This is a genomic window from Rhodovulum sp. FJ3 (assembly GCF_032918305.1).
In the GTDB taxonomy this organism is placed as follows: Bacteria; Pseudomonadota; Alphaproteobacteria; order Rhodobacterales; family Rhodobacteraceae; genus SAT37.
Genome location: NZ_JAWJUU010000002.1, coordinates 547,293 through 570,400, shown reverse-complemented (window position 1 = coordinate 570,400; position 23,108 = coordinate 547,293). Strand labels below are relative to the sequence as shown.

Genomic DNA, 23,108 nt, shown 5'->3' with positions numbered 1-23,108 from the left:
TGTCTTTCCGCGTCTGATGGTTGAATACGCGGAGGTTTACGGTCGTATAAGGCAAGTTCTAGCCGATTACAGGAGAGAATGCACCATAAGGCGCAGAAGAATACAAATGTACTTTCACTTTTTCTGAAAGTGGTTCTGCATTCGGCATTTACGGCTGTTCGTTCAAGCTATGCGCGGGCGGATGCAAGCGTGGCTACATCATATTTAACATAATATTGATTATAGGATTGGTGATGTTTAATGGAAGCGTACTATGAGCGAAGACGTGCAGAGCGTGCGGCAGAGAGCCGATGAATGTGGGCCTTATGATGCTGAGTAAATGACGCGGAGCAGCCTCTCTCCTTCATGGTCGTATTTCACCCTCGCCCAAAGACCGATAAGCGCCTCTTCATCGGATACGTGTCTTCGATACTCTGTGCATCTCCTTACACCGCCATCTTCAAGAGGTTCGTCCAAAAGCGTCCGTTTCGGGGTAAGATCAGAGAACTTCAGGTACATATAGACGAACGCCATCAGCTGACGTTTTTCCAAAGATGACAGATATTCTTCAATCCTGAACGAAACAGATTGAACGGCGTCAAAGCTGCTTTCGCGCGCCGCGCGCTCAAGATCAACAAACAGAGAAAACAGCTTCTGGTCTGTCAAGGTCAGCCGACCATCAGATGTCCTATCAACACCGTGGGTAATGAGCTTATCTTTGACGAATTGGTAAATCGATGCTTCGGTCATAGGCGCAAACTACATCCGTGCCACCGTGCCTGCAAAAAAGAATTCAAGCGACCACCCGCAAGGCTTTTCAGCCCTGCGATATGTGAGGTCTCCGGGCCGCCAAGCCTTGCTCCTGTCGCGCCCTGTGGTGACACTTCTGATTTGCAAACCCAGTGACATTTCTACTTGGTTGCAACATGATGTTTAATGGAAACATGCTATGAGCGACGACCTAAAGAACGCGCAGACGTGGGTTAAGGCAAGGAAACTTCGGCCAGCCGTGCGCGATAAAACAGATCAATCGTGGCAACACCCAAATGGACATACTCGCATGTCGTGAACTCATACCCATCTAGTTCTACGCATTTTGGAACATTCTCGAATGTATCGGCTACTCGCTCCAAGGCAAGTTCATACCCCCTCGCTTGGAAGCCGCTTCCCTCAATGGTGTTGGGCAAAAGCGGAGACAAGGCCGCATAGAATGCGCGCATCGACCCAACCAACTCTGACAAACAAGTTCCGGTGCCACGATCAATCGTGACACAAATGTGAGCCGCATAGTCAAGGCATTGCGGTTGCATCCAGCCACGGTAGCGCAAATCCAAAGGCTCGATAGCCTTCAAACAGGCAATCACATCAGGGGTCGGCAGCTCTTCTTCCGCAATCGCCGGGTGGGCCAAAAATCCAAGAGCCAAAATGGCGGACATCACTAAGCTTTTCATTGAAATAGCTTGAAGCGACAAAAGGCAGGCGTCAATCCTGTTATCCGCAAGGCTTTTCGGGCCTGCGATATTTGAGGTCTTCGGGCCGCCAAGCCTTGCTCCTGTCGCGCCCTGTGGTGACCCTTCTGCTTTGCAAACCGGGTGACATTTCTACCTGATTGCAACATGGCATGGCGTACGGAACTGTCGAACCGTACGCCGAAGTTCAATCCTGGAACGTTCCGACGTTCCTAGCCGAGCGCATAGCCCGCGCCGCGCACCGTGCGCACGGGATCTTCACCGCCATGTTGGCACAGCGCCTTGCGCAGACGTCCGATGTGCACGTCGACGGTGCGCGTGTCGACATAGATGTCACGCCCCCACACGCGGTCCAGCAATTGCTCGCGGCTCCAGACACGACCGGGTTTTTCCATGAAGGTGCTCAGCAGACGAAATTCCGTTGGGCCCAGTTTCAACATATCCCCGCCGCGCGAAACCTTGTGGGTTTCGGCGTCCAGAATGATGTCTTCGTATTCCAGACGTTCCCCCACGGTCGCAGGACGCGTTCGGCGCAGTTGTGCACGCACACGGGCCATCAGCTCGACCACAGAGTACGGTTTGATCACATAATCATCTGCGCCGGTTTCCAGACCACGCACGCGATCCACCTCTTCGGCGCGCGCCGAGAGCATGATGATCGGAATGTTGCGCGTCTCGTTGCGGGTTTTCAGACGGCGGCAAACCTCAATCCCCGAAACGCTGGGCAGCATCCAGTCCAGAACGATGATGTCGGGCGATTCCTCATCCACGCAGAGCAACGCCTCTTCACCGTTTTCCGCCTTGGAAACCGAGAACCCTTCGGCCTCAAGGTTATAGGACAGCACTTCGCGTTGCGCCGGTTCATCCTCGACAACAAGAACGCGGGGTTGTTCTGCGGCGGCCATCGGTCTTAGTCCTTTTTACCGGCGTAGGATGTGTTGTCGCCTTTGTTGCGCTCATCATCGGGCATTTCACCGGTGGACAGGTAAATCACCTGTTCCACGATGGACGTCACATGATCGCCCATGCGTTCGATGTTTTTGGCGATGAAATGCAGGTGCATACAGGCGGTGATGTTGCGCGGATCTTCCATCATAAAGGTCAGGAATTCGCGGAACAGCGCGTTGTACATCTGATCGACTTCGTGGTCGCGTACGCGCACCGCGGCGGCCAGTTCGGCGTCACGCGTCACATAGGCGTCCAGCGCGTTTTTCAGCATGTCCTCAACCACAATGGCCATCCGGCGGATCGCGCCCGAGGCCCCATCGATCGGTTGCATCTGCACCAGAACCGAGGTCCGTTTACCAAGGTTTTTGGCGTAGTCCCCGATGCGTTCGAGGTTGGCCGAGATTTTCATCACGGTCAGAACGGTGCGCAGGTCAGACGCCGCCGGTGCACGCAGCGCCAGCAAGCGCGCGCATTCCTCGTTGATGCGTTCTTCGAGTTCGTCAATCGCGCGGTCGTTCTTGCGGACCTGCTCGGCCAGTTCTTCGTCACGGCGTTCCAGAGAGGTCGCTGCGTCGATAATCGCCTGTTCAACCAGACCGCCCATTTTCATGATCATGGCCTGAATGGCCTCCAGATCACGGTCAAAGGACGTCAGAATATGTTGGTGTTCACTCATGGTACTGGTCCCTGCCCTAGCCGATCCGGCCAGTGATATAGCTCTCGGTGCGTTCGTCTTTGGGGTTGGTGAAGATCTGGCCGGTTTCGCCATACTCAACCAAGGTCCCGAGGTGGAAGAACGCGGTTTTCTGGCTGACGCGCGCGGCCTGCTGCATCGAGTGGGTCACGATCACCACCGAATAATCGCGGCGCAGCTCGTCGATCAGTTCCTCGACCTGCAGCGTTGCAATCGGGTCAAGCGCCGAGCACGGTTCATCCATCAACAGGACCTCGGGCTCGGTCGCGACGGCGCGTGCGATGCACAGACGTTGTTGCTGACCACCGGACAGGCCGGTGCCGGGCGCGTGCAGACGATCCTTGACCTCATCCCAGATCGCACCACGGCGCAGCGCCTTTTCAACGATCTCGTCCAGATCGGCCTTGTTGCGGGCCAGACCGTGGATGCGCGGGCCATAGGCCACGTTGTCATAGATCGATTTCGGGAACGGGTTCGGTTTCTGGAACACCATGCCGACCTTGGCGCGCAGCTGTACGGGGTCAACGCGGCTGTCATAGATGTTCTGGTCGTCCAGACGGATGTCACCGGTCACGCGGCAGATGTCGATCGTGTCGTTCATCCGGTTCAAACAGCGCAGAAAGGTCGACTTGCCACAGCCCGACGGGCCGATGAACGCGGTGACCGTGCGGTCGGAGATATCGACCGAAACGTCTTTGATCGCATGGGTGTCGCCATAATAGACGTCACAGTTCTGCGCCGAGATTTTCACTTTGTTGGCGTCCACGTCTCTCTCCAGGATTCGCATATCATTCATAGCGGTCTTCCTTCCTTACCAACGGCGCTCGAACCGGCGACGCAAAATAATCGCCGCGACGTTCATAGCAAGAAGGAACACCAACAGCACAATAATGGCACCCGAGGCCCGTTCGACCAAGGCCGCATCGGCGCGCTGGGTCCAGTTATAGACCTGCACCGGCAGGGCCGAGGCCGGATCAAAGAACCCTTCGGGCGGGCCTGCGGGGTATTCCCGCACAAAGGCCACCATACCAATCAACAACAGGGGCGCGGTTTCACCCAAGGCCTGCGCCAGACCAATGATGGTCCCCGTCAGGATGCCCGGTGCCGCAAGGGGCAGCACATGGTGAAACACCGCCTGCATTTTCGAGGCCCCTACCCCCAACGCCGCGTCACGGATGCTGGGCGGAACGGCCTTCAGCGCGGCGCGCGTCGCGATGATGATGGTGGGCAGCGTCATCAGGGTCAGAACCAGACCACCGACAATCGGGGCCGACTGGGGCAGACCGGCAAAGTTGATGAAGATCGCCAGACCAAGGATACCGAACACAATCGAGGGCACGGCAGCAAGGTTGCTGATGTTCACCTCAATCAGGTCGGTCCAGCGGTTTTTCGGCGCGAACTCTTCCAGATAGATCGAGGCTGCAACGCCAATCGGCAGGGCCAAAACCAGAACCACAATCATCATGTAGAACGAGCCAAGGATCGCAACGCCCAGACCTGCGGCCTCGGGCCGGTTGTCGGATGCATCGGGCGCGGTGATAAAGGCGGTGTTGAACTTGGTGCGCAGGACACCGGCCTCCAACAGCGCGTCGGACAGGTCCAGTTGAACCGGCGACACGGTTTTCAACAGTTCCGCATCGGCGCGGTCCACGCGACCTTTGAAATAGCCGTCGATCTGGGCGTTGGCCAGAACGTCGAATTCCACCGTCGTGCCGATCGCATCGGGGTTTGCGATCACGAAATTACGCAGTTGCGCCGCGGCCTCTTTCGAGATGATCTTGCCCGCCTCTTTGCCGGTCAGACCTTCGATTTCAATCCCGTTCTCGACCATTGCGGCCTCGACAGCGGACTGAATCAGAGGCGCATAGCCAAAGGTCGAGACCTTTTTGATGTCGTCGATATTGCGGTTGCCGTTCTTGTCGAGCTTCGCCTCTAGCAATTCGACATTCAGCGTCACATAAGTCTGGCGGAACGCGCTGACCCCGTTGCCAAGGATCGACGTCATCAAAACGATCAGGGCAAGGATACCCACGCAAACGGCAGCCAGGCCATACAGGCGGAACCGTTTCTCGGCAGCGTTGCGTTTGCGGATATGGGCGTCGGTCGCATAGAGACCCGTCGCGGTGTTTGCGGATGCGTCGGTCATTCGTACTGCTCCCGGTATTTGCGCACGACATAAAGGGCAAGGATGTTCAGGCCCAGCGTCAGAACGAACAGCGTCAGACCCAGCGCAAAGGCGACAAGCGTCTCGGGGCTGGCGAAATCGGTGTCGCCGGTCAGCTGGCTGACGATTTTAACGGTGACGGTGGTCATGGCTTCAAACGGGTTGCCACTGATCTTGGCGGCGGCCCCTGCCCCCAGAACCACGATCATGGTTTCCCCGATGGCGCGCGATGCGGCCAGCAGGACCGCGCCGACGATGCCGGGCAATGCGGCCGGAACGACCACCTGTTTAATGGTTTCGGATTTCGTGGCCCCAAGGCCAAGCGAGCCGTCGCGCATGCTTTGGGGCACGGCGTTGATGATGTCATCAGACAGCGAGGACACGAACGGGATCAACATGATGCCCATGACCAGACCCGCCGTCATGACCGAGGCCGAGCTATCGCCAAGGCCCAGAGGTTGCGCGAAATAATCCCGCAGCATCGGACCCACAGTGATCAGGGCAAACAGACCGTACACAATGGTCGGGATACCGGCCAGAACCTCAATCGCGGGTTTGGCCCATGCGCGCATTTTCGGGCCCGCATATTCCGACAGGTAGATCGCCGCGAACAGGCCAATCGGAACGGCCACGATCAGCGCGATGAACGAGATATAGAGCGTGCCCCAGAGCAGCGGCAGAATGCCAAGCTCGGACGCGCCACCCCGACCGCTAAAGCTGGGCGCCCAAGTGGTGCCAAAGAAGAAATCGGTCCAGTTGTACTGGCCAAAGAAGTTGCGCGTCTCTAGCAGCATCGACATCACAATGCCGACCGTGGTCAGGATCGCGATGGTCGACGCAAGGATCAACAGCGCCTTGATCGCGCGTTCCACAACGTTGCGGGCGCGGAAGTCGACATGGGTGTTGCGGATCGCGGCAATGAACCCAAGCGCCGCCGCGCCCAGAACCACGATGCTCATCGCGAGGCTGTAGCGTGCCCAGAGGTTGCGATAGTCGCGGGCGCCGTCCAGAACCGGTTGGGCCACATCCGCGCCAAGCGCGATGCCCACCTGCCCCAGCATCCCGCGCACGTCGTCGCGCCCCGCGTTTAGGCGGGCGATTTCGGCGTCATCCAGAACGTTTTGCTCGTGCAGGTCGTTCAGACCATCGGCCAGACGGCGCACATCGGCCAGAACAAGATCGGGCGCACGCTCGCTGGCCTCGGCCTCGGCGGTGATCAGCGGCGAGATTTGCGCCTCAATTACCACGGGTTGCAGCAAAAGCCACGCCGCCATCAGCATCAGCGCAGGGATAACCGTCGCCAGAAAAACGTTGGAACCATAGTAAGAAGGAAGCGAGTGCAGCTTGCGGGTATCCCCGCCTGCGGAGGCCACAGCGCGGCGCACCCCCAGCAAGTATCCGATAGCGCCAAGCGCCAAAACGATCAGTAAGAGCCAGAGGATCGGCATGTGCCCCTCATTTCGGTTATTTGGTGCCGGTGAGACCGGCCAGACATGACAAGAGCGGCACAAGGCCGCTCTTGCCGGCAGAGACAGGCGTCTCTTAGTTCATGGTTGCTTCGTCAGCAACAACAGCTTGGGTCGCTGCCAGTTCCGGATCCGAAACCAGACCGTAAGCGGCCAGCGGGCCGTCGGGGCCAGCGATCTCGTCTGCGACGAAGAATTCAGCGTATTCTTTCAGGCCAGGGATGACGCCGATGTGTGCTTTCTTGATGTAGAAGTACAGCGGGCGCGACACCGGATATTCACCCGAAGCGATCGATTCCGTGCTGGGAACGACGCCCGACATGGTTGCCACTTTCAGCTTGTCGGTGTTGTTCTCGTAGAACGCCAGACCGAAGACGCCGATGCCGTTCGGGTTTGCGTCGATACGGGCCAGGGTCTCGGTGTAGTCGCCGTCGATGTCGACCGAACGACCGTCGTTGCGCACTGCCAGGCAAGCGTCTTCAGCGTCATCTTCCGACATGCCGCCAGCGATCATGGCTTCCATTGCGCCGGTAGCTTCACAGCCAGCAGCAACAACTTTTTCTTCGAACACTTCACGGGTGCCGTGCTTGGTGCCGGGGATGAAGGCCATGATTTCGGCGTCGGGCAGATCGGCGTTGAAGTCCGACCATTTGGTGTGGGGGTTATCAACCAGCTGACCGTCGACCAGAACTTTGGGGGCCAGAGCGTTGAAGATGTCCGACGGGGTGAACGCAGTGAATTCCGGACCCTGCAGTTGCGAGGCGAATACGATGCCGTCATAGCCGATGCGTACTTCGATGATGTCGGTGACACCAGCTTCGGCACAGGCTTTGATCTCTTTGTCTTTGATTTTGCGCGATGCGTTTGCAACGTCGATGGTGTTTTCGCCAACGCCTTCGCAGAAGCGCTTCAGACCTGCCGACGAACCGCCCGATTCAACAACGGGGGTCGGGAAGTCGAAGTTTTCGCCGAATGCTTCGGCAACGATCGAAGCGTAAGGCAGAACGGTCGACGAACCAGCAACCTGAACGTTGTCACGTGCAGCAGCGGCCGTGGCGGTAACAGCGGCGATCGCCAGGGTCGAGGCGGTCAGTTTCACAAAGGACATGTAGTGCTCCTAGATATTTGATGCGGCCGTGTTCTTGACGACCTTGGGGCGGGTCCTATTGGTCCTGCGCAATGCTTTTGTGAAAGTAATGTAACACCTTTATGACAGTGTTCGTTTTGTGCGGCGCCTAGACATGTTCCTCTGGTTGTCTACAGACAAGCCAAGCCCTTAAACCACAGGCAAAATCACCAAAAAACGGGCCCCCTGACCTACCGCCGATTGAATCTTAAAAAGACCGCGGTGACGGTTAATAATGTGTTTTACGATGGCCAGACCAAGACCGGTGCCACCCTTTTCACGGCTGCGGTGGTCATCGATTCTGTAAAACCGCTCGGTCAGGCGCGGAATGTGGATGGGATCGAATCCTTCACCATAGTCGGTGACGGCGATTTCGACCGCCGGACCACGCAACATCGGGTCGCGCGCGATCGGGGTGATCTCAACGCGGACCTCGCCGCCACTGCCACCATATTTGATCCCGTTTTCGATCAGGTTGGTGAACACTTGGGTCAACTGATCGCTATCTGCGGCGACGATCACGGGGTCTTCGGTGCCACGTTGCACCAGATCGACCGCCAGTTTTTCCGCCATGGGCGTCAGCGCGCGGATGCAGGACCCGACAAGCGCCGTCACATCCACCCGTTTGTCGGGGCGGATCCGTTCGTCGGTTTCCACGCGACTCAGCGACAAGAGGTCCGAGACGAGGCGACTCATCCGCTCTGATTCGCGTGCCATGATGCCCAAAAACCGCTCATGTGCCGCAGGATCGTCCTTGGCGGGGCCGCGCAAGGTCTCGATAAACCCCATAACGGCGGTCAGAGGCGTTTTTAATTCGTGACTGACGTTGGCGACGAAATCACGCCGGATTTGCCCCGCTGTTTCGGTGTCCGTCCGGTCCTCAAAACACAGGAAAACCACCGAACCCTCGGCGATCCGACCGGGGGAAACGGTGACGTCATAGACGACCTCTTTCATGTTTTGGGATCGCGCATAGCGCACCTTTGCGGCCTCGCCGCTGCGCGCAACTTTTTCGATTGCGTCCAATAAAACAGGGCTGCGGATGGCTGTCATGTAGTGGCGGTTCAGGTTTGTGGGATCGAAAAGCTCACCCGCCTGCGGGTTCATCGCCCCTAGTCGCGCATCGGGGTCAATCATGACCATCGGCAAAGGGACAGCGTTCACAAACGCCTCAACCGTGTTTGCCTGCATGTGTCAGCCCCTTTCGTTCATTATTTGGCTCGAAATACGGAAAATATGCGTCCTAGATACGCGAATAGGCGTTTTTGTCTTCACAAATGTGAAAGGTCGCGGATAGGTTTAATTCACCTTTTAAATTTTCGCCTTTTAGGTGTTTGGCAATTTCCGCCCTGCACCGGTGATCAAGCTGAGGGTCTTTTTTAATGGCTAATCTTTCGAAAACAAAAACTTTTCTGGACGCTTCCATGCCTGCACGCACTCTTGTTATCGGTCTGTCGCCCGATCAAATGGATCACGGTGACGCGCTCCACGTATCACAAACCTATGATTTCATGTCTTTTGACGATCTGTCCTGCGGGGTCGATCTGACGGCCCAAGTGATCAGCCCCTTGATGGCGGATCGGTTCGACGCGGGCGATGTGGCAACCGCCCTGCGTCAACGCGGCTATAAGGGCGAATTGATCGTCATGACGCCGCCCCTGCCCCGCCCCGACATGGTTCAGCGCGAACTGGCCCAGATGGCGCCGGACATGTCGATCCGTCTGGTGCGGGACACCGTCCACTAAGGGCGTTACAGGGCGGATGCCGCTGCGACGCCTTGGGTGAACTCTTTGATCAGGATCTCAATCGGCTCGACACCCACCGAGACGCGGAAGAACCCCTCGCTGATCCCCAATGCCGAACGGCGTTCTGGGGTCAGCGCGCGGTGCGAACTGGACGCGGGATGCGATAGGGTCGTCGCGATATCGCCCAGCGTTGGCGCAAAGGCCACGTCGGGACAGGCCGTGGTAAAGGCATTTGCCGCCGCGCGCCCGCCGGCAAGCTCAAAGCTCAGCATATTTCCGGGATTTGTGCCCAACAGTTCCTGTGCCCGCGCCGCATCGGGGTGATCGGCGCGCCCGGGATAGATGACGCGCAAAACGCTGTTCAGACCGGCCAGATGATCGGCCAGTTTCGCGGCGTTTTCCTGCGCGCGTTCAAATCGCAGATCGAACGAATAAAGCCCCCGCTCGGCCATCCAGCAATCAAACGGGCTGGGCGTCAGGCCCATGGTGACGGAGGTGACATAGATCTGTTGGCGCACCTCGGGATCGCGCGCGGCCACATAGCCCAGCGTCACATCCGCATGCCCCGCCAACAGCTTGGTCACCGAATGGACCACAATATCCGCGCCCAGATCAAAGGGCCGCATCCCCGCCGGTGTCGTAAAAGTATTATCGACCACCACCAGAATGCCGCGCGCCCGCGCCGCCGCGATGATCGGTTTCATATCCGCAATCCGCAAGGTCGGGTTCGACACGGTTTCCAGTAGGATCAGGCGCGTGTTGTCCTGAATGGCGGCGATGAACGCCTCGGCATCCGTCGGATCGGCCAGCGTCGTTTCCACGCCAAAACGCGGCAATTCCTCGGCCATCATCCGCAGGGACCGACCGTAGAGTTGGTTCCCGCCCAACACATGATCGCCCGTCTTGGTCAGGGCCCAGAACACCGCCGAAATCGACGCCATGCCCGATCCGTGGATCATACCGGAGGTCGGCGCGCCCTCCATCTGGTCGATCTTCCGCGACAGGACATCGGCGTTCGGATGCCCCTCGCGCGCATAGGTGTATCCGCTGGCGCGGCCCTCATATTGATCGTCCAGCGCATCGGGCGACGGCGAGGAATAGACCACCGACGGCTGAAACGGGGTCACAACCGGATGGGACTGTGTCTCGGGCCACGGCATGCGGCGCACAACGGTGTGGGGCGGTTTGTCCATGATGTCCTCGGGGTGTTAAACGGCGCTAAGGCCCGCGCGGAACCGGCGCATATTGGCCTGATACCCGCGCGCGGATTTCAGCAAACCGTCAATCGCCGCCTGATCCAGTTCGCGCACGATCTTACCGGGCGCGCCCATGACCAAACTGCCGTCGGGGATTTCCTTGCCCTCGGTGATCAGGGCATTCGCGCCAATCAAACAGTTCTTGCCGATCTTGGCCCCGTTCAGGATCACGGCCCCCATCCCGATCAAGGACTGATCCCCGATGGTACAGCCGTGCAGCATCGCCTTATGCCCGATAGTGCAGTTTTCCCCGATGCTAAGGGGGTATCCCATATCGGTGTGCAGGACACAGTTTTCCTGAACATTGCTGCCCGTGCCGACGGTGATCATTTCGTTGTCACCGCGCAGGGTACAGCCGAACCAGACCGACGAGCCGCTGCACAATGTGACCTTGCCGATCACGTTGGCATCCGGCGCGACCCAGAAATCCCCGTCCTCGGGCGTGATGGGGGCGAAACCGTCCAGCGCGTATAGGGTCATTGCGTGTCCTCAAACTGTGCATGCAGGGCACGCACGTGATCCTGCAGGCCCGGTTGTTGCAACCGTCGCATGCGTTCCGCCGAGATAATAGTCTTGAGCCGCTCTTCCGTCGCGTCCAGATCGTCATTGACCAGAACGTAATCATACCCGTCCCAGTGGCTGATCTCGTCCCAGCTCTTTTGCATGCGTTTGCCGATCACCTCATCGCTGTCCTGACCACGGGTGATCAGTCGGCGGCGGAGTTCGGTGATCGAGGGCGGCAGGATAAAGATCGACAGAGTATAAACCCCAAGGACCGAGTTGCGGATCTGTTGTGCACCCTGCCAGTCGATGTCGAACAGCACATCGCGCCCGTCATCAATCGCCTCTTTGACCGGCCCCATGGGTGAGCCGTAGAAATTCCCGAACACATGGGCGTGCTCCAGCATCGCGCCATCGGCCACGTGAGATTTGAAATCGGCCTCATCCATGAAATGGTAATCCGTGCCGTCCACCTCACCCGGGCGGGGTTCGCGCGTGGTGGCCGAGACCGAAAACCGCAACGTCGGGTCCCATGTCATCAGGCGTTTGGCCAGCGTCGATTTCCCAGCCCCCGAGGGCGAGGAAAGGATGATCAATAGGCCGCGGCGTGTCTCGTTCATGCCTGATTACTCCACATTCTGAACCTGTTCCCGCATCTGATCGATCACGGCCTTAAGCTCAAGCCCGATCCGCGTCAAATCCGTCGATTGCGACTTGGAGCACAGGGTATTTGTCTCGCGGTTAAATTCCTGCATGAGAAAGTCCAGCTTGCGCCCCACCGGCCCTTTGGTGGTTAACAACTCGCGCGCGGCGCTGACATGGGCGTGCAGACGATCCAGTTCTTCTTGGACGTCGGCCTTGACCGCCAACAGGGCCAGTTCTTGGGCCACGCGGTCGGCATCCGCGCCCTCCGCATTGTCGAGGACACGGGCAAGGTTGTCGCGCAGGGTTTGTGCCACCTGCGGACGGCGCGCATCGGCGGCCTCTTTGGCGGCGGCGGTCAGGGTCTCAATCTGGTCCAGTTGTTTTTGCAAGATGGTCAGTAGGTTCTGACCCTCGGTCCGGCGCATTTCGCAAAACGCATCCGTCAGGGTCGCAAAATCCGCCATCAGCGCGGCCAGCAATGGCGCCTGATCCTCATCCTGTGGCTGGGCCGACCCCAGTACGCCACGCATCGACAGGATATCCGCGCTGCTGGGCGCGTGCAGGGTGACGCGATTTTGGATCGCGCGTTCCTCAACCAGACGCAGGGCACTCAGGATACCGTTTAGGGCGTCCTCATCCACGGCCAGATCGCTGGCCCCCGCCTCACGGTTAAGGCGCAGGTTCACGGTGACATTGCCACGGCCCAATGTCTTGGTCAGATGGGCGCGCACCGCCTGATCCAGACCCGCGATCCAGTCGGGCAGGCGCATCCGAATGTCCAGCCCCTTGGCGTTGACCGACCGGATGTCCCAACTGAACCGTGTGTCGGCGAACGTGCCTTCCGAGGCCGCAAAGCCCGTCATCGAATTAACCATTTGCGCCTTTTTGCCCCGTAATCCGTCGCATTTTATGCGATGTTAAGACTTAGATAACCGTTGTTGCCTCACCGTTAACACAGGCCGGGACCAAGCGACAACGCCACAGCAAGCAAAAGCGGCACGCTCAGCCGCATAAGGTGGTCAGAATGCACGGGAATATGTCGGCCCAAGTGGTCTCGTTCAATCGGGTGAAATCGGGGATGCGCTATCCGCTGATCCAACGTGTCGAAGCCTATTGGGAGGCGTTGCGCAGTGGCGACGCCCTGCCCCAACGCGGTGCGGTGGACCCGCGCGGTTTGGGTGATGCCCTGCCCGTCTGTTTCGTGGCCGAACATGTGGGCGGCGGTCAACTGCGCCTGCGCATCGCCGGTCAATCCATCACCCGCATCGCGGGGGTTGAGGCACGGGGCATGGCCCTGACGTCTCTGATCGCGCCGGACCAGATCGGGGAATTGGAACGCCATGCCGAACGGATGATCAACGGGCGCGAGGTGCTGCGCATTGGCTTGGTCGCCGATCTCGGCAACGGGCGTCGGTTGCGGGGTGAAATGATCCTGCTGCCCCTTGGCAATACCGAAGGTGAGGTCGACCGCGTTCTGGGCTGTATCCTGAGCGATGCGGGCATGACCCCGCCCGCCTGCCGGTTCCGTATCAACGGCGTCGCCACCCGCAGCGCGGGTGAACCCTATACCGACGTCATGGCCGTCTGGAGCAATACACCAGACACCGCGCCCGCCTATGCCGCCGAGGCCCCTGCCCGTTTCGCCCATGAAAAAGGGCCGCGCGATATCCGCGCAGCCCTCAAAATCGTGTCAGGCGATAAGGCCTGATTACATCACGGCGCGCTTTTGCTCGTCGCGCATGCTGGTCAGTTCCTCGGCCACGAGGAACGCCAGTTCCAGCGACTGGCTGGCGTTCAGACGCGGGTCGCACGCGGTGTGGTAGCGCGCGCTGAGGTCCTCATCACCCACAGCGCGGACGCCGCCGGTGCATTCGGTCACGTCCTTGCCGGTCATCTCGAAATGCACACCGCCGGGGATCGTGCCCTCGGCGCGGTGGATCGCAAAGAATTCCTGAACCTCGCGCAGCACGTTTTCAAACGGACGGGTTTTATAACCGGTCGTCGATTTGATCGTGTTGCCGTGCATCGCATCACAGGTCCACAGGACGTTCGCGCCCATTTCCTGAACCGTTTTGATCAGACGCGGCAGGTGATCGCCCACCTTGCCCGCACCGAAACGTGCGATCAGGGTCAGACGGCCGCATTCGTTCTCGGGGTTCAGCTTTTCGATCAGAACCTTCAGGTCCTCTTCGGTCGTGGTGGGTCCACATTTCAGACCGATCGGGTTCAGAACGCCTTTGCAGAACTCGACATGTGCGCCGTCGGGCTGACGGGTGCGGTCGCCGATCCAGATCATGTGACCCGAGCCCGCAACAGGCAGACCCGAGGTCGAGTCGATCCGGCACAGCGCCTCTTCGTACTCAAGCAACAGGGCCTCGTGGCTGGTGAAGAAGTCCACTTGGCTCAGCTTGCTGGACGAGGTGCCATCGACGCCTGCGGCCTTCATAAAGTCGAGCGTATCGGAAATGCGGCTGGCCATTTCGCGGTACTTCTCGGCCTCATCACGGTCGGTAAACCCAAGAGTCCAGCTGTGCACGCGGTGGATATCGGCAAAACCGCCCTTGGAAAACGCGCGCAACAGGTTCAGCGACGCCGCCGCCTGAGTGTAGGCCTGCAGCATACGTTGGGGATCGGGGATCCGTGCCTCGGGGGTGAAATCGAACCCGTTGATGATGTCACCACGGTAGCTGGGCAGTTCCACGCCACCCACGGTTTCGGTGGGGGCCGAACGCGGTTTGGCGAACTGACCCGCCATACGGCCCACTTTGACCACGGGCACCTTGGCCGCAAAGGTCAGAACGATCGCCATCTGCAGCAGCACCTTATAGGTGTCGCGGATGCTGTCGGCGGAGAACTCGCTAAAGCTCTCGGCGCAATCGCCACCCTGTAGCAGGAACGCCTCACCACGGGCCGCCGCGCCCAGCTTGTCCTTCAGCTTGCGCGCCTCACCGGCAAAGACAAGCGGCGGATATTTGGACAATTGCGCTTCTACAGCGTTCAATGCCCCTTGATCCGTATACTCGGGCATCTGAACCCGGGGCTTGTTGCGCCAGTCAGATTTTTGCCAGTTGCTCATTGTCTTTGCTCCGAAAACATATTGGTTGCGCTAGCGGTTATAGTTTGTGGGGTGCATCATGACCACACCAAAACGCGACCCACAAGTGCCGCTTTTGGTGTATAGATATTCGCAAGGGCTCTTGCGCGTTACAGGCAAAACTGATTTCGCTATTCTATCGCAACGGTGGAGTTCGGCGTGACCGAGATTGAGATTCCAGAAGTCCTAGTTGAATTGTCCGACGCCCCGGGCAAGCCGAAACGCTATGTCTTTGTATTGCTGGAAAACTTTACGATGATGGCCTTTGCTGGCGCGATTGAGCCGCTGCGTCTGGCCAATCAGGTGACGGGCCGCAAGCTCTATGAATGGTCGGTTGTGGGTGAAGGCGGTGAAACCGTGTCCTGTTCGAACGGCAGTTCGTTCAAAGTGGACAGCGACCTGCCCGAATTGGCCCGTGATGACGCGGTGATCCTGTGCGGCGGTCTGTCGGTGCAGCGTGCCACGACCAAAAAACTGCTCAACTGGATTCGCCGCGAGAGCCGCCGCGGATTGACCGTCGGGGGCGTCTGTACGGCGGCCTATGTTCTGGCCAAGGCGGGGTTGCTGAACGGCAAACGCGCGACGATCCACTGGGAAAATCAGGACAGCTTTCTCGAAGAATTCGAAGACGTCGATCTGGCCCGTTCGGTCTTTGTGATCGACGGCAATACCATGTCGGCGGCGGGTGGCACCTCGTCTCTGGACCTGATGCTGACCTTGGTGGCGCGTGATTTCGGGTCCGAGGTCGCCAATACCGTGGCCGATCAGATGATCTATACCTCGATCCGGTCGGATCGCGACACGCTGCGCCTGTCGACACCGGCGCGTATCGGGGTGCGTCACCCGAAACTGGCGCAGGTCATCAAGATGATGGAAGACAACATCGAGGACCCGATCAGTCCCGCCAATCTGGCCAAACAGGTCGGCATGTCCACCCGTCAGCTTGAACGCCTCTTCCGCCGCTATCTGACCAAAAGCCCCAAGCGGTATTACATGGAACTGCGACTGCAAAAGGCGCGCAACCTGTTGATGCAGACGGATATGAGCGTGATCAACGTGGCCCTTGCCTGTGGGTTCACCTCGCCCTCGCATTTCTCGAAATGCTACCGCGCGCATTACGACACCACCCCCTATCGCGAACGCGGCAGTCGCGGGTCGGGTGACGAAAAAAAATGATCTGATATTTGGCCCGTGACGCTACGTTGCGGGCTTTTCTTTTTTAACCGTCAGGTCTAACTTTTTCACGGAAATGTGTTTCCAACACGGGAGAGAATAAAATGAATAAACTTCTTGCGGCTACGGCTCTGTGCGCTGTGACCTCTGGTGCGGCCTTTGCGGCCAGCCACTCGGACACGGTCAAGATCGGCGTTCTGCTGGGCTATACCGGTCCGATTGAATCGCTGGCCCCGCTGATGGCGGATGCGGCTGAATTGGCGATCTCGGAAATCAACGCCTCGGGTTCCTTTATGGACGGCGCGATGATCGAACCGGTCCGCGCGGATTCGACCTGTGTCGATGCCTCTGCCGCGACCGCCGCTGCCGAACGTCTGATCACCGCCGATGGCGTGTCGGGGATCGTCGGCGCGGACTGTTCCGGTGTGACCGGCGCGGTTCTGGCCAATGTCGCCCTGCCCAACGGGATGGTGATGATTTCGCCCTCCGCCACGCTTGAGGCGCTGGCCGCCGCCGAAGACAACGATCTGTTCTTCCGCACGCCCCCGTCCGATGCGCGTCAGGGTGCGGTTCTGGCCGACATCCTGATCGAAAAGGGCATCAACTCGGTCGCCCTGACCTACACCAACAACGACTACGGCAAAGGTTTCGCCGAGAGCTTTGAGAAATCCTATGCCGCTGGTGGTGGCTCCATCACCATCAGCGCCCCCCACGACGACGGCAAGGCCGATTACTCGGCCGAGGTTGGCGCGCTGGCGTCCGCCGGTGGCGATCTGCTGGTCGTGCTGGGCTATGCGGACCAAGGCGGCAAAGGCATCATTCAGGCCGCGTCGGACACGGGCGCGTTTGACACCTTTGCCATGGGCGACGGCATGTATTCCGACGTTCTTCTGGCCGATCTGGGCGATGTCCTAGAGGGCTCATTCGGGACCCAGCCCTGGGCGACCGGCGAAGGCGCGGATGCCTTTACTGCATTGGCCGCAGCCGCCGGCGTAGATAGCGAAAGCACCTACACCCGCGAAAGCTATGACGCCGCTGCCCTGATCGCGCTGGCGATGCAGGCCGCCGGTTCGACAGACCCCAACACCTATAAGAATTCGGTGTTTGACGTCGCCAACGCCCCGGGTGAGAAAATCCTGCCCGGTGAATTGGGCAAGGCGTTCGAGATCCTGAAGGCTGGCGGTGACATCGACTATGTCGGTGCAACCGGCGTTGAGATGATCGGTCGTGGTGAGGCCGCAGGCAGCTACCGCGAATACAAGATCGACGGCGGCGCCTACGTGACGGAATCGCTGCGCTAAGCGTTTGAAATGAAAGCAGTCTCGGGCGGTGCGCCGCCCGGGATCAAGACCGGAGAGATGGCCATGATTGTCGCCGAAAACATCCAGATGAGTTTTGGCGGGTTTCGCGCCGTTGACGGGGCCACGATTGAAATCGCGGATGGCTCGATCACCGGTTTGATCGGTCCGAACGGGGCCGGAAAATCTACCCTTTTCAATGTGATTGCGGGCGTTCTTAAACCCACGTCTGGCACGGTGCGCATGGATGGTGAGGATATCACTGGCCTGCCCCCGCATGAGTTGTTCCACAAGGGGTTGCTACGGACGTTTCAGGTCGCGCATGAGTTTTCATCGATGACAGTGCGCGAGAACCTGATGATGGTTCCCACCGCGCAATCCGGTGAGGGGTTGATGAACACGTGGTTCGGGCGTGGCCGCATTGCGCAAGAAGAGCGTGAATTGGCGAAGAAAGCCGATGAAGTGCTTGATTTCCTGACCATTTCCCATGTGGCCGATGAAAAGGTCGGCAACCTGTCGGGTGGTCAGAAAAAGCTGTTGGAACTGGGCCGGACGATGATGGTGGACGCCAAAATCGTGTTTCTGGATGAGGTTGGCGCGGGGGTAAACCGGACGTTGCTGAACACCATCGGGGACGCGATTGTCCGGCTGAACAAAGAGCGCGGCTATACCTTCTGTTTGATCGAACACGACATGGATTTCATTGCGCGTCTGTGCGATCCGGTGATTGTGATGGCCGAGGGCAAGGTGTTGGCCACCGGTAGATCCGACGAAATCATGCAAAATGAGGCGGTGATTGAGGCCTATCTGGGCCGTGGATTGAAAAACCGCGCCGCCGTTGCAGGCTGACGCGGTTTTTTGAGTATTTTTGCCAAGATGAAGTTCAGGCCTCTTCGGCCTTGGCCTCTAGCGTGAGCCATTCCTCTTCGGCGTCGCCGAGGGCGGTTTGACGTTCGACAAGGGCCTCGGTCGCCTTTTTGAATTTGAGCGGCTCCTTGGTGAAGAGGTCGGGGTCCATCAGGAAGTCTTCGAGCTTGGCGATTTCGGCCTCAAGCCGTTCGATGATCGCGGGCAGCGCGTCGAGGCGGTGTTTTTCGGTAAAGCTGAGCCCCGATTGCGCGGGTTTGTCCGCCGGTTTCTCGGCGGGCTTTGTCGCCTGTTTGGGGGCGGTTTTTTCCGTCGGGCTGGGTTCGGTTTCGCCCCTTTGCGCCTGATAGTCGGACCAGCCGCCCGCGTATGTGGTCGCCGTCCCGTCCCCCGGCATGGCGATGGTTGTTGTGGCGACGCGGTCGAGGAAATCACGATCGTGACTGACCAAGAGGACGGTTCCGTCGTAATCGCCAAGCAGGTCCTGCAACAGGTCCAGCGTTTCGATGTCCAGATCGTTGGTCGGTTCGTCGAGGATCAGGAGATTGCTTTCGCGCGCCATGATTTTGGCCAGCAACAGGCGCGCGCGTTCGCCGCCAGAGAGGCTGCGCACGGGGGCGCGGGCCTGACGTTCATCGAACAGGAATTCCTTGAGGTAGCCGACCACATGTTTGGGTTGGCCGCGTACGAGAATCTGATCGGCCTTGCCCGAAACGCCCATGGCGGGATCGCTGGCCAGACTGTCCCAGAGGGTCATGTCGGGGTCGAGTTTCGCGCGGTTCTGATCGAAGACCGCCATTTCAAGGCCGGTGCCAAGGGTCACGGTGCCCTGATCCGGCTCCATCTCGCCGATCAGCAGCTTGAGGAGGGTCGTCTTCCCTGCCCCGTTCGGCCCGACAAAGGCCACGCGGTCCCCGCGCATCACGCGCAGGTCAAACGGACGCAGGATCGTGCGATCGCCAAAGGTTTTGGCGATTCCCGTCGCCTCAACCACGCGGCGGCCCGATTTCGGACCCGAGGCCAGTGCCATTTCGGCGGTGCCTTGGCGTTTGATCATACTGGCGCGGTCGGCGCGCATGGCCTGTAGTTCGCGCAGACGGCCTTGGTTGCGTTTGCGCCGCGCGCTGATGCCCTCAACCGCCCAGCGTCCTTCGGACTTGATCTTGCGGTCGAGCTTATGACGCGCCTCGTCTTCATCCGCCCAGACCTTGTCGCGCCAGTCCTCGAACGCGCCAAAGCCTTGTTCCTGTCGACGGACCTGACCCCGGTCGATCCAGAGGGTCGCGCGGGTCAGCGCCCGCAAAAACGCGCGGTCGTGCGAGATCAGGACGAAACCGGCGCGGGTCGTGGATAGTTGCTCCTCGAGCCAGGCGATGGCCTCAATATCCAGATGGTTGGTCGGCTCATCCAGCAGCATCAGATCGGGCGCCTCGGCCAGCAGTTTGGCCAAGGCCGCGCGGCGCCGCTCACCACCCGATGCGCTATCGACAGAAATGCTCGGGTCGAACTTTAGACCCTCGGCCACGATATCGACCTTATAGGCCTCTGCGGGATCAAGGTTCGCGGTCGCGAAATCGCCAAGGGTCGCATAGGCGGACAGATCGGGGTCCTGTTCCATATAGCCGACGGAGGTGCCGGGCGGGATCACGCGTCCGCCGCGGTCGGCTTCAATCAGGCCCGCCATCACCTTCATCAGGGTGGATTTACCCGACCCGTTGCGCCCGACAAGGGCCACGCGGTCGCCGGTCTGCACCACAAGGTCCAGATCGTGAAAAATGGGATCGCCCCCGAAGGTCAGCGAGATGTCATTCAGTTGTAAAAGAGGTGCTCGAGCCATTCTTGCCAGCTATCGCTGAACCGCGTGCAGGTCAACGGGGCAAACGCGTCAGGTGGCGGTGGCGCGCAGCAGGCGCTTGCGGTTCTCGGGGATGGATTTGATTTCCAGACCCGTGAACACGTGCAGCGTATTCAGATCCTGATCGACCACGGCATGATCACTGACCCAACCGCCCATCATCAGATAGGTGCGCAATAGCGGCGGCATCCCCAGCATCGCGCGTTTCGCATCCGGTTTGAACCGGCGCAGTTTCGAGGCGAATTTGAAAACGTTCGGGGCCTTGATCCGTGGCAGCAGGGTCTTGGGCGCCAGATGCCGATCCTTGAGCAGGGCAAAGGCGTCCATGTATTTCTCGGCCTCGGTGCCTTGGAACGAGGAACAGCCAAACAGCATCTCAACCCCCGTATCATCCACGAACCGCGTCATCGCGCCCCACGCCACCCGCAGGATATCGGGGTCCTTATAGTCAGGGTGGATACAGAACCGGCCCATCTCGACCATCGGACCGCTAAAGGTGCTGAGCGCGGAGAGCTCATAAAACTGCGCGGAATAGCTCTGTTCGATCGACGCCCCGCCCGCCAGTGGCAACAGACGAAAACAGCAAACCAAGGTCCCGTCGCGCGTATCATGGACAAGGATATGACGGCACCGCTCATCAAACGGATCGGCGTCCAACGCCCCCTGACCGGCGCGAAACGCCAGTGTGCGCAGCTCTTGCGCGCCGCGAATATCGGCTGCGCCTTCGGCTAGTCGGGCGTCATAGCGCCCTTTCCGCAATCCACGCATCAACGTGATCCTTATGCCCTAGCGCCTGCGCGCTGCTGCTCTACATATGATAGGACATCCCGTATCACACAAGATGTGACACAAATCTGACAGGAGGCCCGCAATGACCGACCCGATCACCAAAACCGATGCCGAATGGCGCGCCCAGCTGTCCGATCTGGCCTATAAGGTGACGCGCAAACACGGGACCGAGCGCGCCTTTACCCATGACAATTTCCCGAAGGACCCCGGCACATTCCACTGTCTGTGTTGTGGCGCGCCCCTGTTTGAACAGGCCACCAAATTCGATAGCGGCACCGGATGGCCCAGTTTTTACAAACCGATCGATCCCGACATGGTTGGCGAAAAAGAGGACCGCAGCTTTTTCATGCGCCGGACCGAGGTGCATTGCGCCCGCTGTCAGGCGCATCTGGGCCATGTGTTCCCCGATGGCCCCGCGCCGACGGGCCTGCGCTATTGCATCAACGGTGTTGCCCTGACGTTTGAACCCGACGCCGACTGAACAGAGTTCAGTCGCCAAGCTAAAACAACAAAGGGCGGGGAAATCCCCGCCCTTTTCAATGAGGTCAGCGCGCCGTCAGTTGTCGAAGAACTGATCGGCGGTCAGGTTCCCGACGTTGCCCAGCAACTGGCCAAGGAACGAAACGCCTTCGATGTTGTCATCGGTCACACGGCGGTTCAGGACAACGACCATCCCGTCCTCTAGGCCAAAGCGTTCGATGTTTTTGACCACGCCGTCTTCGTCAAAGGAAATTGCGACGACTTGGCGAAAGAACTCTTCGCGCGCACGGGCGCCGCGGGTGATGAAATTGCTGGACACGTAATACCATGCCTCGTCGCGCATCACGCCCGAGGCACTGGGCGGGCCTACGAATTCCTCAACTGTGCCGCGTGTATCGACGCCCACGATGAGGTTGTCCAAATCTTCCTGCTCGGGCGTATACCCGTGCCGGTCGTAAATCGGTGTACAGGCGGCCAGAGCCAAAGAAACCGCGCCAGCGCGGATCAGGTTCATAGTCACTCGGCTACGCTTCGGCATATGCCCCCCCTTGCCTTTATGCGGCGTGCTGCATATCGCCTTAAAGAAAGAATGCGATTGGTTCAAGAATGGAACAAACCGGATGAGCGACACATCACCGAAACCCGTGCGGTTTGATAAACTGCCGCAAGGCCAAGACTTCACCTTTACGATCACGCCCGATGCGGAGACCCGTCAGGACATCGCGGCGCGTCTGGACCTGCTGGGCCTGCGCAAGGTCCGGTTCGAGGGCAAGATCGCCCCGCTGGGCAAAACCGATTGGCAACTCACCGCCATCATCGGCGCAACGGTGGTTCAGCCCAGTGTGGTCAGCCTTGAGCCCGTCAGCACCCGCATCGACGATCCGGTGACCCGCATCTACCGCAAGGACGTCGAGGTCATTCAGGACGAAGAGGCCGAAATGCCCGAGGACGACACGGTTGAGGCGATTCCGGTCGCACTGGATCTGATGGAGGTGTTGGAAGAGGCGCTTGCCCTGTCCCTGCCCCTTTATCCGCGGGCCGAGGATGAACAGGAATTTGAGGCCACATATACCCCGCCAGGGGTCGAACCGATCAAAGAAGCCGACATTAAACCCTTCGCTGGCCTCGCCGACCTGAAAAAAAGACTTGAAGGTGACGACGGGACCGGTAAGTAAGGCCCTGTGCAAATCAGCAGAAAAAAGACTTGCGTCGGGACAGAATCCGAGTATGTTCCCGGCCTCGTTTACACGTGGGGAGAAACCCAGCCCGAAACCGGTGCTCTGGCCAGTCTCCTATAAGAATTACAAGGGCTTGCGCCCCCCAAACACCGAGGTTGAGACATGGCTGTCCCTCAGAATAAAGTCACGCGGTCGCGCCGCAACCAACGCCGTTCGCACGATGCACTGGTTCCGGGCAACCCGGCAGAGTGCCCGAACTGTGGCGAACTGAAGCGTCCGCACCACGTTTGCGGTGCTTGCGGCCACTATGCCGACCGTGAGGTCGTTGCTCAGGCCGACGAGATCGATCTGGACGAAGACGCGGCATAAGCCCCTTAGGGT

The 23,108-nt window shown here is 59.3% G+C and carries 25 protein-coding genes; 8 read left to right on the top strand and 17 right to left on the bottom strand.

Annotated elements, in window-relative coordinates; genetic code table 11:
- Positions 1–303 precede the first annotated feature (303 nt).
- The 9 genes from R1W00_RS07870 to R1W00_RS07830 all read right to left on the bottom strand — a co-directional run bounded on the left by R1W00_RS07870 (position 304) and on the right by R1W00_RS07830 (position 9,037).
- On the bottom strand, positions 304–729 hold the full coding sequence (locus tag R1W00_RS07870) for a hypothetical protein (protein ID WP_317262176.1): 426 nt from the start codon (positions 727–729) through the stop codon (positions 304–306).
- Positions 730–962: 233 nt separating this feature from the next.
- Positions 963–1,415: a hypothetical protein gene (locus tag R1W00_RS07865; protein WP_317262175.1), complete on the bottom strand. Its 453-nt coding sequence runs from the start codon at positions 1,413–1,415 to the stop codon at positions 963–965.
- Between the two features lie 245 nt (positions 1,416–1,660).
- Positions 1,661–2,353: a phosphate regulon transcriptional regulator PhoB gene (phoB, locus tag R1W00_RS07860; protein ID WP_317262174.1), complete on the bottom strand. Its 693-nt coding sequence runs from the start codon at positions 2,351–2,353 to the stop codon at positions 1,661–1,663.
- 5 nt (positions 2,354–2,358) lie between these two features.
- A complete protein-coding gene (phoU, locus tag R1W00_RS07855) occupies positions 2,359–3,072 on the bottom strand; it encodes a phosphate signaling complex protein PhoU (RefSeq protein ID WP_317262173.1) in 714 nt (237 codons plus the stop codon).
- 16 nt (positions 3,073–3,088) lie between these two features.
- The gene (pstB, locus tag R1W00_RS07850) at positions 3,089–3,886 is read right to left on the bottom strand and encodes a phosphate ABC transporter ATP-binding protein PstB (protein ID WP_317262172.1); all 798 of its coding nucleotides are present in this window, start codon (positions 3,884–3,886) and stop codon (positions 3,089–3,091) included.
- Between the two features lie 15 nt (positions 3,887–3,901).
- Positions 3,902–5,236: a phosphate ABC transporter permease PstA gene (gene pstA, locus R1W00_RS07845; RefSeq protein ID WP_317262171.1), complete on the bottom strand. Its 1,335-nt coding sequence runs from the start codon at positions 5,234–5,236 to the stop codon at positions 3,902–3,904.
- Positions 5,233–6,702 (bottom strand): phosphate ABC transporter permease subunit PstC, encoded by a 1,470-nt coding sequence (gene pstC, locus R1W00_RS07840; protein WP_317262170.1) that lies wholly within the window; start codon positions 6,700–6,702, stop codon positions 5,233–5,235. Before pstC ends, pstA begins: the two co-directional genes overlap by 4 nt.
- Positions 6,703–6,796: 94 nt before the next feature.
- Complete coding sequence (locus R1W00_RS07835) at positions 6,797–7,828, bottom strand: substrate-binding domain-containing protein (RefSeq protein ID WP_317262169.1); 1,032 nt, start codon at positions 7,826–7,828, stop codon at positions 6,797–6,799.
- 168 nt (positions 7,829–7,996) lie between these two features.
- Positions 7,997–9,037: a sensor histidine kinase gene (locus R1W00_RS07830; RefSeq protein WP_317262168.1), complete on the bottom strand. Its 1,041-nt coding sequence runs from the start codon at positions 9,035–9,037 to the stop codon at positions 7,997–7,999.
- Between the two features lie 233 nt (positions 9,038–9,270).
- Here R1W00_RS07830 and R1W00_RS07825 point away from each other — a divergent pair, with 233 nt between their 5' ends.
- Positions 9,271–9,591, top strand: coding sequence for a hypothetical protein (locus R1W00_RS07825; RefSeq protein WP_317262167.1), 321 nt, complete (start codon positions 9,271–9,273; stop codon positions 9,589–9,591).
- Between the two features lie 5 nt (positions 9,592–9,596).
- On the opposite strand, the gene R1W00_RS07820 is transcribed toward R1W00_RS07825, so the two are convergent.
- From R1W00_RS07820 to R1W00_RS07805, 4 genes are read right to left on the bottom strand one after another with little or no spacing between them, the layout of a single operon-like run.
- The gene (locus R1W00_RS07820) at positions 9,597–10,784 is read right to left on the bottom strand and encodes an aminotransferase class I/II-fold pyridoxal phosphate-dependent enzyme (RefSeq protein ID WP_317262166.1); all 1,188 of its coding nucleotides are present in this window, start codon (positions 10,782–10,784) and stop codon (positions 9,597–9,599) included.
- 15 nt (positions 10,785–10,799) lie between these two features.
- Complete coding sequence (locus R1W00_RS07815; protein ID WP_317262165.1) at positions 10,800–11,327, bottom strand: gamma carbonic anhydrase family protein; 528 nt, start codon at positions 11,325–11,327, stop codon at positions 10,800–10,802.
- Positions 11,324–11,968 (bottom strand): guanylate kinase, encoded by a 645-nt coding sequence (gene gmk / locus R1W00_RS07810; RefSeq protein WP_317262164.1) that lies wholly within the window; start codon positions 11,966–11,968, stop codon positions 11,324–11,326. The genes R1W00_RS07815 and gmk overlap by 4 nt, the downstream gene beginning before the upstream one ends.
- Before the next feature lie 6 nt (positions 11,969–11,974).
- A complete protein-coding gene (locus R1W00_RS07805; RefSeq protein ID WP_317262163.1) occupies positions 11,975–12,868 on the bottom strand; it encodes a YicC/YloC family endoribonuclease in 894 nt (297 codons plus the stop codon).
- 149 nt (positions 12,869–13,017) lie between these two features.
- On the opposite strand from R1W00_RS07805, the gene R1W00_RS07800 reads away from it, so the two are divergent.
- On the top strand, positions 13,018–13,701 hold the full coding sequence (locus tag R1W00_RS07800; protein ID WP_317262162.1) for a PAS domain-containing protein: 684 nt from the start codon (positions 13,018–13,020) through the stop codon (positions 13,699–13,701).
- Here the strand turns inward: R1W00_RS07800 and R1W00_RS07795 are convergent, their stop codons facing one another.
- Positions 13,702–15,069 carry a class II 3-deoxy-7-phosphoheptulonate synthase gene (locus R1W00_RS07795; RefSeq protein WP_317262161.1) on the bottom strand — a complete coding sequence of 456 codons (1,368 nt, stop codon included), beginning with the start codon at positions 15,067–15,069 and terminating at the stop codon, positions 13,702–13,704.
- A 273-nt stretch (positions 15,070–15,342) separates the two neighbouring features.
- Here R1W00_RS07795 and R1W00_RS07790 point away from each other — a divergent pair, with 273 nt between their 5' ends.
- The 3 genes from R1W00_RS07790 (at position 15,343) to R1W00_RS07780 (ending at position 18,407) form a co-directional block, all read left to right on the top strand.
- Positions 15,343–16,263, top strand: a complete 921-nt coding sequence (locus R1W00_RS07790; RefSeq protein ID WP_317262403.1) for a GlxA family transcriptional regulator — start codon at positions 15,343–15,345, stop codon at positions 16,261–16,263.
- A gap of 101 nt (positions 16,264–16,364) precedes the next feature.
- Positions 16,365–17,561, top strand: coding sequence for an ABC transporter substrate-binding protein (locus tag R1W00_RS07785; RefSeq protein WP_317262160.1), 1,197 nt, complete (start codon positions 16,365–16,367; stop codon positions 17,559–17,561).
- A gap of 63 nt (positions 17,562–17,624) precedes the next feature.
- On the top strand, positions 17,625–18,407 hold the full coding sequence (locus tag R1W00_RS07780) for an ABC transporter ATP-binding protein (protein WP_317262402.1): 783 nt from the start codon (positions 17,625–17,627) through the stop codon (positions 18,405–18,407).
- Positions 18,408–18,441: 34 nt separating this feature from the next.
- On the opposite strand, the gene R1W00_RS07775 is transcribed toward R1W00_RS07780, so the two are convergent.
- Positions 18,442–20,262, bottom strand: coding sequence for an ABC-F family ATP-binding cassette domain-containing protein (locus R1W00_RS07775; protein ID WP_317262159.1), 1,821 nt, complete (start codon positions 20,260–20,262; stop codon positions 18,442–18,444).
- A gap of 48 nt (positions 20,263–20,310) precedes the next feature.
- Complete coding sequence (locus tag R1W00_RS07770; RefSeq protein WP_317262158.1) at positions 20,311–21,048, bottom strand: GNAT family N-acetyltransferase; 738 nt, start codon at positions 21,046–21,048, stop codon at positions 20,311–20,313.
- Positions 21,049–21,151: 103 nt separating this feature from the next.
- On the opposite strand from R1W00_RS07770, the gene msrB reads away from it, so the two are divergent.
- Positions 21,152–21,550: a peptide-methionine (R)-S-oxide reductase MsrB gene (gene msrB / locus R1W00_RS07765; protein WP_317262157.1), complete on the top strand. Its 399-nt coding sequence runs from the start codon at positions 21,152–21,154 to the stop codon at positions 21,548–21,550.
- 75 nt (positions 21,551–21,625) lie between these two features.
- On the opposite strand, the gene R1W00_RS07760 is transcribed toward msrB, so the two are convergent.
- Positions 21,626–22,087, bottom strand: a complete 462-nt coding sequence (locus tag R1W00_RS07760; RefSeq protein WP_317262156.1) for an outer membrane protein assembly factor BamE — start codon at positions 22,085–22,087, stop codon at positions 21,626–21,628.
- An 82-nt stretch (positions 22,088–22,169) separates the two neighbouring features.
- On the opposite strand from R1W00_RS07760, the gene R1W00_RS07755 reads away from it, so the two are divergent.
- Positions 22,170–22,724: a DUF177 domain-containing protein gene (locus R1W00_RS07755; protein ID WP_317262155.1), complete on the top strand. Its 555-nt coding sequence runs from the start codon at positions 22,170–22,172 to the stop codon at positions 22,722–22,724.
- Positions 22,725–22,889: 165 nt separating this feature from the next.
- Positions 22,890–23,096: a 50S ribosomal protein L32 gene (gene rpmF, locus R1W00_RS07750; protein ID WP_317262154.1), complete on the top strand. Its 207-nt coding sequence runs from the start codon at positions 22,890–22,892 to the stop codon at positions 23,094–23,096.
- Positions 23,097–23,108: the final 12 nt, after the last annotated feature.